We start from the raw sequence: 12,830 nt of genomic DNA on the forward strand, positions 1-12,830 counted from the left end.
GCCTTCGCGGGGAGGGTGCGGACGGACGATGTTCAGGCCGCGGGACACCCTCGCTCGGGCGGGTTCACCAGGTTCGATACGCTCACGACCGGCTGAAACAGAAGCGAGCTAATCCTTATTCCATACCGGAAATGTGTCCTTTGTCACAAGGAAGGGCCCGCGTCACAGGGAAAGGCCCGCGCCTCCGAGACGACGGAGACGCGGGCCGGGTGGAGGGGGTCAGGCGACCGCCTGCCGGGCGAACGAGGCCGGAGTGAGGGCCAGGTCGAGGGCCTCGCGCACGTCGCTCACCGCGTGGACGGTGAGGTCGGCCAGCACCTCGGCCGGGACGTCGTCCAGGTCGGGCTCGTTGCGCGCCGGGATGAGCACGGTGGTGATCCCCGCCCGGTGGGCGGCCAGCAGCTTCTGCTTGACCCCGCCGATCGGCAGCACCCGCCCGGTGAGGGACACCTCGCCGGTCATCGCCACGTCGGCCCGGACCGGCCGGCCCGACAGCAGTGAGGCCAGGGCGGTGGTCATCGTGACACCGGCCGACGGGCCGTCCTTCGGCACCGCGCCCGCGGGCACGTGGATGTGCACCGACCTGTCCTTGAGCGACCCGACCGGCAGCTCCAGCTCCGCGCCCCGGGACCGCAGGAAGGACAGCGCGATCTGCGCCGACTCCTTCATCACGTCGCCCAGCTGACCGGTCAGGGTCACACCGGTCGCCCCGGTCTCCGGGTCGGCCAGCGACGCCTCGACGTAGAGGACGTCGCCGCCCGCGCCGGTCACCGCGAGGCCGGTCGCCACGCCCGGCACCGCCGTACGCTGCCGGGCCTCCGGCAGGGACGACTCGGGCACGTGGCGCGGCCGGCCAAGGTAGGAGACCAGGTCGTCGGCGGTGACCGTCACCGGGAGAGCGGCCTCGCCGAGGGCGACCTTCGCCGTCACCTTGCGCAGGATCCGGGCGATCGAGCGCTCGAGAGAGCGGACGCCGGCCTCGCGGGTGTACTCGCCGGCCAGGCGGCGCAGCGCCGCCTCCTCCACCGCCACGTCGTCGGCGGTGAGGCCTGCCTTCTCCAGGTTGCGCGGGAGCAGGTGGTCGCGGGCGATGGCGACCTTCTCGTCCTCGGTGTAGCCGTCGAGCGTGACGATCTCCATGCGGTCGAGCAGCGGCCCGGGCACCTGTTCCAGCACGTTGGCCGTGGCGAGGAACAGCACGTCGCTCAGGTCGAGCTCGACCTCCAGGTAGTGGTCGCGGAACGTGTGGTTCTGCGCCGGGTCGAGCACCTCGAGCAGCGCGGCCGTCGGGTCGCCCCGGTAGTCGGCGCCGACCTTGTCGATCTCGTCCAGCAGCACGACCGGGTTCATCGAGCCCGCCTCGCGGATGGCGCGGACGATGCGGCCGGGCATGGCCCCCACGTACGTGCGCCGGTGACCGCGGATCTCCGCCTCGTCGCGGACGCCGCCGAGGGCGACGCGGACGAACGTGCGGCCCATGGCGCGGGCGACCGACTCGCCGAGCGAGGTCTTGCCGACTCCGGGAGGCCCGGCCAGCGCGAGGACGGCGCCGCTGCGGCGGCCGCCGACCACGCCGAGGCCCTGGTCGGCCCTGCGCTTACGCACCGCGAGGTATTCCACGATGCGGTCCTTCACGTCGTCCAGACCCGTGTGGTCGGCGTCGAGCACCGCGCGGGCCCCGGCGATGTCGTACTCGTCGGTCGTGTGGACGTTCCACGGAATGTCGAGCACGGTGTCGAGCCAGGTGCGGATCCAGCCGCTCTCGGGCGACTGGTCGGAGGCCCGCTCCAGCTTGTCGACCTCCTTGAGCGCGGCCTCCCTGACCTTCTCCGGCAGGTCGGCGGCCTCGATGCGGGCGCGGTAGTCCTCCTCCTCGTCGGAGGGGTCCCCGTTGAGCTCGGCGAGCTCCTTGCGCACGGCCGCGAGCTGCTGGCGGAGCAGGAACTCGCGCTGCTGCTTCTCCATGCCCTCCTGGACGTCCTTGCGGATCGTCTCCGCGACGTCGAGTTCGGCGAGGTGGTCGCGGGCCCAGCCGACCAGCTTGTCCAGCCGCTCGGCCGGGTCGGGGGTCTCCAGCAGCAGCAGCTTCTGCGGCGTCTGCAGCCAGGGAGCGTACCCCGCGCTGTCCGCGAGGACAGCGGGGTCCGTGATCTGGTTGACCGCGTCGACCACCTGCCACGCGCCCCGCTTCTGCAGGATCGTGGTGGTGAGGGCCTTGTACTCCTTGGCGAGCTCCTCGGCCCTCGGCCCGGCCGTGACCGGCTCCAGCACGGTCGCCTCGACCCACAGCGCCGCGCCGGGGCCGGTGGTGCCGGTGCCGACCCGCATGCGGTCGACGCCGCGGACCACGGCCGCGGGCTCGCCGCCCGGCAGGCGGCCGACCTGTTCCACGACGGCGCTCACCCCCACCGGGCCGTAGCGGCCGTCTACGCGGGGCACCAGCAGGACCGTGCTCTCGCCACTGGCGCGGGCGGCGTCGATGGCGGCGCGGACCTCGGAGGCCGACAGATCGAGGGGCACGACCATGCCGGGCAGGACGACCTCGTCGTCGAGCGGGAGGACGGGAAGGATCTGGGACATCAGCACTCCACTAGGTTGAGTTGTGTCGGCTCAACTAACAGGAGTCCGATCCTGTTCCCTGTTCTGCGTCAGTTCGCTGTGAGCGATCGTAATCGTGTAATCAGCCTTGCCGCGACGGCGCGCCCACTCCCCCGGGTAACGCATGATGTGGTCCATGACATCCGGAAATATCCGGCTTCGCTCGGCGCCAGGCCGGTGGGTGCTGCTCACCACGGTCCTCGGGTCGGGCATGGCGACGCTCGACGGCACCGTGGTCAACGTGGCCCTTCCCGCCCTCGGGCGCGACCTCCACGCCGGGATGTCCGGCCTCCAGTGGACCGTGAACGCGTACACGCTCACCATGGCCGCGCTGATCCTGCTCGGCGGTTCGCTGGGCGACCGGCTCGGCAGGCGGAAGGTCTTCGTCGCCGGGGTGGTCTGGTTCGCCCTGGCCTCCGCCCTCTGCGGGGCCGCGCCGAACACGCCCGTGCTCGTGCTCGCCCGTGCGCTCCAGGGCATCGGCGGGGCCCTGCTGATCCCCGGGTCCCTGGCGATCATCCAGGCGAGCTACGTGCCGGACGACCGGCCGCGCGCCGTCGGCGCCTGGTCGGGACTGGGCGGCGTGGCCGCCGCCCTCGGGCCGCTGCTCGGCGGCTGGCTCGTCGAGACGGCCGGCTGGCGGTGGGTCTTCCTGCTCAACCTTCCGCTCGCGGCCGTCGTGGTCGGCGTCGCCGCCCGGCACGTGCCCGAGACCCGGGACGCCGGGCCGCACGGCCGCTTCGACGTGCTCGGGACCGTCCTCGCCGCACCCGCGCTGGCCGGGCTGACGTACGGCCTGATCCTCGCGGGCGACGGGCTGGTGCCGCTGGCCGCGGGGCTCCTCCTGGCCGCGTGCTTCGTGGTGGTGGAGATCAGGCGCTCCCCCCGGTCCCTCGTCCCCGTGGGTGTGTTCGCCTCGCGGGAGTTCACCGCGGTCAACGTCGTCACGCTGGTCATGTACGCGGCGATGGGCCTGGTGTTCTTCCTCCTGGTCGTCCAGCTCCAGGTCTCGGCCGGGTTCTCTCCCGTCGCCGCCGGGTCGGCGATGCTCCCGGTCACGATCCTCATGCTGCTGCTGTCGCCCCGGGCCGGCGAACTGGCGAGGCGGGTGGGCCCACGCCTCCCCATGACGGGAGGGATTTTCCTGTGCGCGGCCGGACTGCTGCTGATGAGCCGCATCGCCCCGAACTCGTCCTATCTCTCCGACGTGCTGCCCTCGGCGGTCGTGTTCGGGCTCGGCCTGTCCGCCGCCGTCGCCCCGCTCACCGCGACCGTGCTCTCCACGGCGGAGGAACGGTACGCGGGCGTCGCGAGCGGGATCAACAACGCCCTGGCCAGGACGGGCGGCCTCCTGGCCGTCGCCGCCGTCCCACCGTTGGTGGGGCTGGCGGGGGACGCCTACGACTCCCCGGCGGCGTTCACCCGGGGGTTCCACACCTCGATGCTGGTCGGCGCGGCCATGATGGCCGTCGCGGCGGTCGTCACGTTCGTCACGATCAGGACGAACGTCCTCGCGGCCGCGTCCGAACCTCCCGCCCCCGGCTGCCCGGTCGACGCACCACCCCTCGATCCCCGGCCTCCGAGGAGTTCGGGCACTAGACCAGCAGCGTCTTGAGGTCCTCACGCAGGGCGGCCGCGTCGCGGAAGTGGACGGCGGCGAGCCCCGCCTGCTCGGCCGCCGTGACGTTCTCCAGCCGGTCGTCCACGAAGACGAGGTCGCCGGGGGCCACTCCGAGCCAGGCCACGGTCTCGTGGAAGATCTCCGGCTCCGGCTTCACCAGGCCCATCCGGCCGCTGTAGAACCGCGGGCCGATCGGCCGCATGAACGGCAGCGCGTCGATGCCCTCGGCGACGCAGACCGGCATGTTGGACAGCAGCGCCATGGGCACCCCGACGGCGGCCAGCTCGTCGATGATCGCCACGGTCTCCTCGTTGGGCCGCGACCAGCTCGCCGCGTCGAGGGCGACGACCACGTCAAGCTCGGCTCCGTCCATCGGCCTGCCGTACACGTGGGACCAGTAGGCGGCCGGGTCGAGCGTGCCCCGGTCGAAGTCGAGCCGCACCTCCCAGTAGCGGTCCTCGAACCCCGGATCACCTCCCGCCATGCGCGCGACGTCCTCGGGGGCCTGGGGAAGCGACACGACGTTGCCGTAGTCGAAAAGCACAGTCTTCATGGTCGTACGATCATAACCGGTGTTCGTAACTCAGGCCACGTAGGGCTTGAGGTACGCGTTGGCGCTCCCGCAGCGCAGGTAGTTGCGCACGGTGTGGAAGTCGAGCCAGTCGATGTCGCAGGAGACGTCCCGCTCGACGCCGTCGAAGCACGACGCGAGCACGGCCGGGATCGCGGCGATGTCGTCCTTGTCGGCGATGTTGATCCAGCGGCGCACCCCCGGCGGGCGCGCCCCTCGTCCCCGGACCGGGACCGGCGCGAGCCGCTCGAAGACCACGTCGCGCATGCCGAGCGGGCTGCCCAGCGTCACCAGCAACTCGACCGACAGATCGGGGTGCGCCCACAGCGCCTCGTACGTCACGACGCTGCCGAGGGAGTGGGCGACGACCACCCGGGGGCGGCGCCTGCGGACGACGTCGGCCACCGCGTCGCGGGCCCGCACCCGCGGGTCGCCACCGCCGAGATAGGCGGCCACCTCCGGGCAGAAGTCCTGGGCGAACCGCACCGCCTGCGGGCCCATCCTCGCCAGCAGCCACCCGGCCAGCCGGTGCGCGAGACCGGTGAGCGACTCCCCCGCCGCGTCGCGGAACGGACCGCCGAGCTGGGCCGCCCAGTCGGCGAGGACCAGCTTGGCCGGCGCCTCCATCTGCCGCGGCGGCTTCGGCGGCCCGCTGTGCAGGTGGTGGGCGTAGTAGGCGATCTCGGCGAAGTACTCGCCGGCGCCGTCCGCCCGGCCGGTGAGCCCCTGGTGCAGGTAGGCGTTCCACTTGGCCCGCATAACCTCGGCGGCGCCGCCCGCCGACCCGCCGGCCTCCTCGTAATAGTGGTACTTGCCGATGCCGTGGACGCCCACGATCGAGGTCATGCTCCCCGTCCGTCCCTGTCGCCTGGAGTACGGGGGCCACTGTGCACGACGCGATGGACCGCGACAACCCGCAGCCGCGTTTACGGTGATAAATGGAGAGCGGCGGTGATATTCACCCCGATAAGTTGGTCGTCCCGTCCGTACGCCAGAGGAGAGAAAGGGAGAGAACCGATGTCAGGCCCGTTGCACGTGCGCGGCTCGATCGTCGTGCCCGAGGCGGAGCTCGCCTGGCGCTTCTCCCGCTCGTCCGGCCCGGGTGGCCAGGGCGTCAACACCACCGACAGCCGGGTCGAGCTGAGCTTCGACCTCGCGCACACCACCGCCCTCGGCCCGGCGCTCAGGGCCCGCGCGCTCGAACGGCTCGCCGCCCGCGTCGTGGACGGCGTGATCACGGTGGCGGCCTCGGAGCAGCGCTCGCAGCTGCGCAACCGGGAGGCGGCGCGGGAACGGCTCGCCGCCCTCCTCCGCGACGCGATCGCGCCGCCGCCCAAGCGGCGCCGTCCCACCAAGCCGTCGAAGGGCGCCGTCGAGCGCCGCCTGGCGGCCAAGAGACAGCGCTCCGACCTCAAGCGTCTGCGTCGTACGGAGGACTGAGCCGCGACGCGCTCTCGCGCAGGTGCCGGATGCCCATGTCCAGCGCCGCCTCCAGGTGGGTGACCCGGCCGGTGGACAGATGGAGCAGCACGCCGCCCTGGATGCCCGCGAGCAGCGCGGCCGCCGCCTGCACGGGATCGATGGCCGGGTCGATCTCGCCCGCGGCCTGCATGTGCCGCACGCCGGCCGCGATCTCCGCCTCCCACCGGAGCATCAGCTCGGTCACCACGGCCTGGGCGCCCGGCGTGCTGTGGCCCACCTGCGACATCACCACGTTGAGCGGGCACTGCCGCCCCTGCTCGCGGTAGCGCTCCACCACGCGGTCGCGCCAGGCCCGCCAGGCCGCCCACGAGGTGAGCTCGCCGAGGTAGGGCTGCTGGTCGGCGAGCACCCGGTCGGCTTCGAAACGGGCCACGGCCAGCAGCAGCTCCTCCTTGCCGCCGGGAAAGTAGTGGAACAGCTGGCTCTTGCTGGTGCGTGTACGGGCGCGCACGTCGTCGAGGGTGGTGTCCATCACCCCGCGCTCGCGGATCGTCTCGGCCGCGCCCTCGACGATCCGCTGCCGCGTGGCGGCCCCCTTCGTGGTCAGCGTCCGCACCGCGACCTCCTTCGGACCGACTTTTCTGGGCTTACTGGTCCATTTTGCCGAGATGGGCGGCGATGGCGTCCTCCCAGGAGCGCAGGAACGCCGGGTAGCCGGCGGCGAAGGCGGCCAGATCGGCCTCGGCCGCGGCGGTGAGCGGGGTGAGGTCGTAGGTGACCGTCACGTCGCTGTGCCCGCGCTCCGCCCGAGCGAGCGTGACGCCGACAGTGCCGGCGTGGACCCCCTCGCGCACGCGGGCGTAGGAGACCGACCGGCCGGGCTCGCGGTGCAGGACGATCCACGTGGTGGTCGCGCCGTCCGCATGGGTCTGGAAGACCGTGCCGGGCGCCGTGTCGTCCGTGACCCGTTCCGGGAACCGCGGCTCCCATCCCTCCACCCAGTCCCGTTCGCCGTACGGGGTGAACAGCCGGAACGCCTCGGCGGGCGCGAGCGCGACCCGGAGACCGCCGGTGAGGCGGCGGCGCCGCGGCCCGGCGCTCACCTCTCCTCCAGCCGGTGGGCGTCGGCGGCCGTGAGCGTCAGCCCGTAGATCTCCTTGAGCTGCCCGATCTTCGCGAGGGTCTCCGGCCCGAACGGCGCCTTGCCCTCGAAGGCGTGCAGGACGATTCCCTCCACGAGGTCGCCGAGGGACATGTCCAGGTATTCGGCCAGGCCCTTGAGGACCTTCAACGTGTTGCGCTCGACACGAAGGCCGGTCTGCGCCCGCTGCACTGTTACCATGGTAACAAGGTACCACTCCTATGCGGACAGCCCTGCCGCGTCGAAGACGAGGGCGCCGCCGACGACCGTGGCGAGCACGGCCACGTCCTTGATCCGCTCGGGGGCGACCGCGAACAGGTCGTCTCCCAGGACGACGAAGTCGGCCAGCTTGCCGCGCGACAGCGTGCCCTTGTGCCGCTCCTCCCCCGCGGCGTACGCCGAGCCGATCGTGTACGCGCGCAGCGCCTGCTCCACGGTGAGGGACTCGGTGGGGGTGAACGGCACGCCGCTCGCCGTACGGCGGTTGACCAGGTCGTGGATGCCGAGCAGCGGGGCGCCGTCGGCCACTGGGCAGTCGGAGCTGCCCGGGACCACGATGCCGGCCTCCAGGAACGACCTCTGCCGGTAGCAGCCGAGGGAGCGCTCGGGGCCGAGGGCGGCGAGCATGCCGTCGCCGAGCTCGGAGACGAACCGGCCCTGCGGCACCGGGATGACGCCGAGCCTGGCGATCCTCGCCACCTGGGCGTCGCCGGTCACCGCGCAGTGCTCGATGCGGTGGCGGGCGTCGGGCCGGGGATCGCGCGCCTGCGCCTCCTCGTAGGCGTCGAGGACCACGTCGACCGCGTGGTCGCCGATGGCGTGGGTGGCGATCTGCCAGCCCGCGGCGTGCGCCCGCAGGATGAAGGCGCGCAGCGCCTCGGCGTCCTGCTGCAGCAGTCCCCGGTTGCCCGGCTCCCCCTCGTAGTCGCAGCACATGGCGGCGGTGCGGCCGATGAGCGAGCCGTCGGAGAACAGCTTGACCGGCCCGATCCGCAGCCGCTCGTCGCCGATGCCGGTGCGGAACCCGAGGTCGAGCCCGAACCAGCCGTCGCCGATGTCATGGAGGTTGGGCGAGCCGGGCATCAGCGTGGCCCGCTGCGGCAGCACGCCCCGCCGCACCGCCTCCTGGAAGGCGGCGAGGTCCCAGGCGCCGTTGCCGGCCAGACCGCGTCCGATGCCCGGCTCGGTGAAGCTGGTCAGGCCCTCACCGGCCGCCACCCGGCCGGCCAGCGCGATGCCCTCGACGAAGTCCTCGAACGGCACCGGGCGCAGCACGGCGTCCGCCAGGCCCTGGGCCTGTTCGGCGAGCAGCCCGTCGGGCCGGCCGTCGGCGTCCCGCCCGACCGTGCCGCCGGCGACGTCCGGCACGTCCTCGACGCGGTCGAAGCCCATGCGGGCGAACGCCGCCGTGTTCGCGACGCCCATGTGGCCGGAGACGTGCTGCAGCCAGACGGGCCGGCCCCCGGCCGCCCGGTCGAGCGCCTCGCGGCTCGGGTGCAGCCCGCCCAGCTTGTTCTGGTCGTAGCCCGCTCCCTTGACCCACGCGTCCTGCGGCAGGCCCGCGGCGCGCTCGGCGACCTTCGCGTACAGCTCCTCGAGCGTCCGCACCTGGCCGTCGCGCAGGTTCAGCTCGCGCAGCCGCTGGCCCCGCATGCTCAGATGATGGTGGGCGTCGTTGAACCCCGGCACCACCGGCGCCCCGCCCAGGTCGACGACGGCCTCGGCGGTGAGCCCGTCCAGGTCCTCGTCCAGCCCCGCGATGCGGCCGGCGAACACGCCGAGCCGGGTCGCGGCGGGCCGACCGGGGTCCAGCGTGGTGAACCGGCCGTTGACGAACAGGACGTCCAGACGCATGGTGCTTCCCTTCGAGCTAGCTCAGGCGGCCGTGGTGACGGGCCGGGCCTTCGCCGCGACGGCGGAGCGGTGCCGCAGGCCGGCGACGCACGCCATCGTCAGCAGGATGATCACGATGTACTGCGCCACGACGAGCCAGATCGTCCCCGACCAGGTCAGCAGCGCCTGCGCGACGAGCGGGGTGGTGCCGCCGATCAGCGCGCCGCACAACTGGTAGGACAGCGAGATGCCGGTGTAGCGCACCCTGGCCGGGAACACCTCCGCGAGGAAGCCCGCCAGCGCCGCGTACGACGCGCCGCCGAACACGATGCTCAGGGCGAGGCCCAGCGTGGCCAGCGGCGCGGAACCGGTGCCGACCAGCAGGAACGTCACCGGCGTCATGACGATCAGCACCGTGAACGCCGCCAGCATGAACTTCGCGGCTCCCCAGCGCTGGCCGAGCACGGCCCCCACGGGCTGCGTGACGAACTGCACGACCGACACGACGAGCAGCACGTTCAGCATCGTGCCCTTCGTGATGCCGAGGTCGGTGGTGGCCCACGACAGGATGAAGGTGTTGGTGAAGTAGGCCGACGCGATGCCGACGCCGCTCGCGCCGATGCCGAGCAGCACCAGCGGCCAGGCCGTGCGGAAGACCTCGGCGACGGGGAGCTTGGCGACCTCCCGCTGCTCGCGCATCCGCACGAACTCCGGCGACTCCTCCACCCGCAGCCGGATGACCAGCCCGATCACGAGCAGGACGGCGGAGGCGAGGAACGGGATGCGCCAGCCGTACGACAGGAACGCGTCGTCGGGCAGCAGGTTGACCAGCGCGAACATGCCGGTGGCGAGGATCGATCCCGCGGGCGAGCCCTGCTGGGCGAACGCCGCGTAGAAGATGCGCTTGGGCCCGGCGTGCTCGGCGGCGATCAGCACGGCGCCGCCCCACTCGCCGCCCACCGCGATGCCCTGCACCAGCCGGAGCACGGCCAGCAGCACGGGCGCGGCCATGCCGACGGACGCGTACGTGGGCAGCACGCCCACCAGGGTCGTCGCGCCGCCCATGAGGAGCAGCGTGGTGATGAGTGTGCCCTTGCGGCCGATGCGGTCGCCGAGGTGGCCGAAGACCACACCGCCGAGAGGACGGGCCAGGAACCCGACCCAGAACGTGGCGAAGGACGCCATGACGCCCGCCGTGGGGCTGGCCTCAGGGAAGAACAGCTTGCCGAACACCAGCGCCGAGGCGGTTCCGTAGATGTAGAAGTCGTACCACTCGATGGAGGTGCCGACGAAGGAGGCGATGCCCGCGCCGCGGGCCTTGCTCGTACTCAATGCGTATCACCAGGGGGACTAGGCGAAGTGATGCAGTCGGGACAGGGGCACCTCGGTGGCGGGGTCCACGTGGACCTCGGCCCCGTCCACCAGGACGGGACCGGGCTCCCTGGAGACCTCGACCCGCGGGGTCGCCGTGTTGCGGCACATGTCGGCCCTGGTCAGGCCACGCGCGCGGCGGATGGCCGCGTAACGCAGGCCCGCGGGCAGCGCCTCACGGGCGTCCGCGGAGTCCAGCGCCTCGTGGGCGACGAAGATCCGCGACAGGCGGGCCGGCGCGTCGCCGAGCCCGCCGAAGTACGGGCGGTAGATGCGGGGCTGGGTCAGCCGGGTCGAGCCCGAGCCGCTGCCGGACACGCCCCAGGCGACGAAGCCGGCTTTGATCACGAGTTCGGGCTTGGTGCCGAACCACGCCGGGTTCCACAGCACGATGTCGGCCAGCCGCCCCGGCTGGAGGGTGCCGACCTCGTGCGCGATCCCATGGGCGACGGCGGGGTTGAGTGTGAGCTTGGCCAGGTAGCGCAGCACCCGGGCGTTGCCGGGCCGCGCGGTGTCCGGTTGGCCGGCCCCCGCGCGCAGTGCCTGCAGGTGGGCGAGCTGCCAGGTCCTGCGGATCGTCTCGGCGATCCGTCCCATGCCCATCGAGTCGGAGTTGACGATGCTGATGGCGCCGAGGTCGTGCAGCGCGTTCTCGGCCGCGATGGCGTGCGCCCTGATCCGGCTCCGGGTCACCTCGACGTCGCTGCCGATGTGGTGGTTCTGCCGGTGGACGGTCATCGTCATCGGGAACAGCTCGCCGACCGTGTTGGTGGTGTAGGGGATGGTCGGCGTCGTGGACGACGGCAGGATGTGCGGCTCGGAGAGGATCTGGAGCAGGTCGGGGTGGCCGCCGCCGCCCTCCACGTGGTAGGCGTGCACCGTGCGGCCCCGGGTGGCGGCGATCGTGTCGGCCAGGTAGCCCGACTCGTTCATCGAGTCGGTGTGCAGCGCCACCGGCAGATCCGCCTGCTCGGCGACCCCGAGACAGGTGTCCACGATCCGGGGGGTCGCGCCGAAGTCCTCATGGATCTTGAAACCCCCGGCGCCGGCGAGCACGGCCTCCTCCAGCAGCCTCGTCGAGCTGGAGGAGCCGCGGGCGAGGAAGGCGACGTTCATCGGGGTGCCCCGCCACGCGCTCATCAGCGTGTGCAGGTTGTGCGCGGGATTGCAGCCCACGTCCCAGACGCCGCCGAGGCCCATGCCCACGACGGTCGTCACGCCGGAGGCGAGCGCCGCCGGGGCGATCTCGGGCGAGGACAGGTGCACGTGCGAGTCGATGACGCCCGGCGTCGCGATGAGGCCCTCGCCGGTGACGATCGCGGTGTGCGAGTCGATCGCGAAGTCCCCGCCGCCGATGCTGACAACCCGGCCGTCCTTGACACCGATGGCCGTCTTGCGCACACCGAGAACCGCGTCGAGCAGCACGACGTTGGTGACGACCAGGTCGAGCGCCGACTCCCTGTCGGCACGCGGGGAGGCCAGCAGCCCGTCCCGCAGCGTCTTGCCGCATCCGCCCAGCAACTCGTCGCCATACGGCGTGTCGTCGTGCTCGACCTCGATCCACAGGCAGGTGTCGCCGAGCCGTACGCGGTCGCCCGTGGTCGGGCCGTAGATCCTCGCGTAGGTCTCCCTCGGGATGGTCGTCACGCCTTCACCACCTCCACGAGCCGCTCCACTCCGGGAGGGAAGGCGAGCGCCGTGCCCGCCGGGATGTCCAGGCGCATGCCCTCCGCCTGCGCCCGGTCGAAGGACAGGGCGGGGTTGACCTGGTCGAGCGGGAAGTGCGAGGAGACGTAGACGGTCTGCTCGCCCTCGTTGCGCACGGTGATCCGCCCCCGGTCGCGCCCCGCGTTGAGGCTCAGCTCCCCGTCGGCGGTCTCCACCGCGCCGGGGCCGCGCCCGTCCCCCACGCCGAAGGGGGTGTCGACGCAGACCAGGGCCGTGCCGTTGGGGAACAGCGCCTCGACCTGCACCTGCGGCACCAGGTCGGGCACGCCCTCCATCACGTCGTCCGCGGTGAGCAGCGACCGCGCCGCCGCCACGACCTCCTCCAGGGACGCGCCGTCCCAGGCCTGTTCGAGGATCTCGTCGCAGAGCAGGGCGATGGCCTCGGGGGCGTTCAGCCGCCGGCCCCGGGCCCGGCGCCGCCGCGCCAGTTCCGCGACCGTGAAGAGGGTGAGCCGCTCCTGCTCGCGAGGCGTCAGGTGCACAGTCCGCCCTCGCTTTCGTCTCCGCCCAATGACCCGTCCTTACGGGCGAGTCAACCGTAGGCG

12 protein-coding genes are annotated in these 12,830 nt (G+C 72.5%); 2 read left to right on the forward strand and 10 right to left on the reverse strand.

The window, feature by feature from the left end:
* Positions 1–219: 219 nt before the first annotated feature.
* Positions 220–2,580: an endopeptidase La gene (gene lon / locus FH610_RS03945; protein WP_139572893.1), complete on the reverse strand. Its 2,361-nt coding sequence runs from the start codon at positions 2,578–2,580 to the stop codon at positions 220–222.
* Between the two features lie 154 nt (positions 2,581–2,734).
* Here lon and FH610_RS03950 point away from each other — a divergent pair, with 154 nt between their 5' ends.
* Positions 2,735–4,213 carry an MFS transporter gene (locus FH610_RS03950; protein WP_240808742.1) on the forward strand — a complete coding sequence of 493 codons (1,479 nt, stop codon included), beginning with the start codon at positions 2,735–2,737 and terminating at the stop codon, positions 4,211–4,213.
* Here FH610_RS03950 and FH610_RS03955 read toward each other — a convergent pair.
* On the reverse strand, positions 4,194–4,772 hold the full coding sequence (locus FH610_RS03955; RefSeq protein ID WP_139572895.1) for an HAD family hydrolase: 579 nt from the start codon (positions 4,770–4,772) through the stop codon (positions 4,194–4,196). The two genes, FH610_RS03950 and FH610_RS03955, sit on opposite strands and share 20 nt — an antisense overlap.
* 30 nt (positions 4,773–4,802) lie before the next feature.
* The gene (locus FH610_RS03960; protein WP_139572896.1) at positions 4,803–5,636 is read right to left on the reverse strand and encodes a hypothetical protein; all 834 of its coding nucleotides are present in this window, start codon (positions 5,634–5,636) and stop codon (positions 4,803–4,805) included.
* Positions 5,637–5,807: 171 nt separating this feature from the next.
* Between FH610_RS03960 and arfB the strand changes: the two genes are divergently transcribed.
* Positions 5,808–6,230 (forward strand): alternative ribosome rescue aminoacyl-tRNA hydrolase ArfB, encoded by a 423-nt coding sequence (arfB, locus tag FH610_RS03965; RefSeq protein ID WP_139572897.1) that lies wholly within the window; start codon positions 5,808–5,810, stop codon positions 6,228–6,230.
* Here the strand turns inward: arfB and FH610_RS03970 are convergent.
* From FH610_RS03970 to FH610_RS04000, 7 genes are read right to left on the reverse strand one after another with little or no spacing between them, the layout of a single operon-like run.
* Positions 6,202–6,828 carry a TetR/AcrR family transcriptional regulator gene (locus tag FH610_RS03970; protein ID WP_205825542.1) on the reverse strand — a complete coding sequence of 209 codons (627 nt, stop codon included), beginning with the start codon at positions 6,826–6,828 and terminating at the stop codon, positions 6,202–6,204. The genes arfB and FH610_RS03970 overlap by 29 nt on opposite strands.
* 31 nt (positions 6,829–6,859) lie before the next feature.
* Complete coding sequence (locus FH610_RS03975; RefSeq protein WP_139572899.1) at positions 6,860–7,315, reverse strand: SRPBCC family protein; 456 nt, start codon at positions 7,313–7,315, stop codon at positions 6,860–6,862.
* Positions 7,312–7,554: a hypothetical protein gene (locus FH610_RS03980; protein ID WP_139572900.1), complete on the reverse strand. Its 243-nt coding sequence runs from the start codon at positions 7,552–7,554 to the stop codon at positions 7,312–7,314. The genes FH610_RS03975 and FH610_RS03980 overlap by 4 nt, the downstream gene beginning before the upstream one ends.
* 18 nt (positions 7,555–7,572) lie before the next feature.
* Entirely contained in the window at positions 7,573–9,207 is a 1,635-nt protein-coding gene (locus FH610_RS03985) for an amidohydrolase (protein ID WP_139572901.1), read from the reverse strand.
* Between the two features lie 21 nt (positions 9,208–9,228).
* On the reverse strand, positions 9,229–10,518 hold the full coding sequence (locus tag FH610_RS03990; protein ID WP_139572902.1) for an MFS transporter: 1,290 nt from the start codon (positions 10,516–10,518) through the stop codon (positions 9,229–9,231).
* An 18-nt stretch (positions 10,519–10,536) separates the two neighbouring features.
* Positions 10,537–12,204 (reverse strand): urease subunit alpha, encoded by a 1,668-nt coding sequence (locus FH610_RS03995; protein WP_139572903.1) that lies wholly within the window; start codon positions 12,202–12,204, stop codon positions 10,537–10,539.
* Positions 12,201–12,767 carry an urease subunit gamma gene (locus tag FH610_RS04000; protein WP_139572904.1) on the reverse strand — a complete coding sequence of 189 codons (567 nt, stop codon included), beginning with the start codon at positions 12,765–12,767 and terminating at the stop codon, positions 12,201–12,203. Before FH610_RS04000 ends, FH610_RS03995 begins: the two co-directional genes overlap by 4 nt.
* Positions 12,768–12,830: the final 63 nt, after the last annotated feature.

This window comes from Microbispora catharanthi (assembly GCF_006334915.2).
Lineage (GTDB): Bacteria > Actinomycetota > Actinomycetes > Streptosporangiales > Streptosporangiaceae > Microbispora > Microbispora catharanthi.

Excerpts from the sequence above, each read along its gene's own strand:
- FH610_RS03980 (WP_139572900.1), bottom strand. The coding sequence starts at position 7,554 with ATGGTAACAGTGCAGCGGGCGCAGACCGGCCTTCGTGTCGAGCGCAAC.
- lon (WP_139572893.1), bottom strand. The coding sequence starts at position 2,580 with ATGTCCCAGATCCTTCCCGTCCTCCCGCTCGACGACGAGGTCGTCCTG.
- FH610_RS03960 (WP_139572896.1), bottom strand. The coding sequence starts at position 5,636 with ATGACCTCGATCGTGGGCGTCCACGGCATCGGCAAGTACCACTATTAC.
- FH610_RS03985 (WP_139572901.1), bottom strand. The coding sequence starts at position 9,207 with ATGCGTCTGGACGTCCTGTTCGTCAACGGCCGGTTCACCACGCTGGAC.
- FH610_RS03955 (WP_139572895.1), bottom strand. The coding sequence starts at position 4,772 with ATGAAGACTGTGCTTTTCGACTACGGCAACGTCGTGTCGCTTCCCCAG.
- arfB (WP_139572897.1), top strand. The coding sequence starts at position 5,808 with ATGTCAGGCCCGTTGCACGTGCGCGGCTCGATCGTCGTGCCCGAGGCG.
- FH610_RS03950 (WP_240808742.1), top strand. The coding sequence starts at position 2,735 with ATGACATCCGGAAATATCCGGCTTCGCTCGGCGCCAGGCCGGTGGGTG.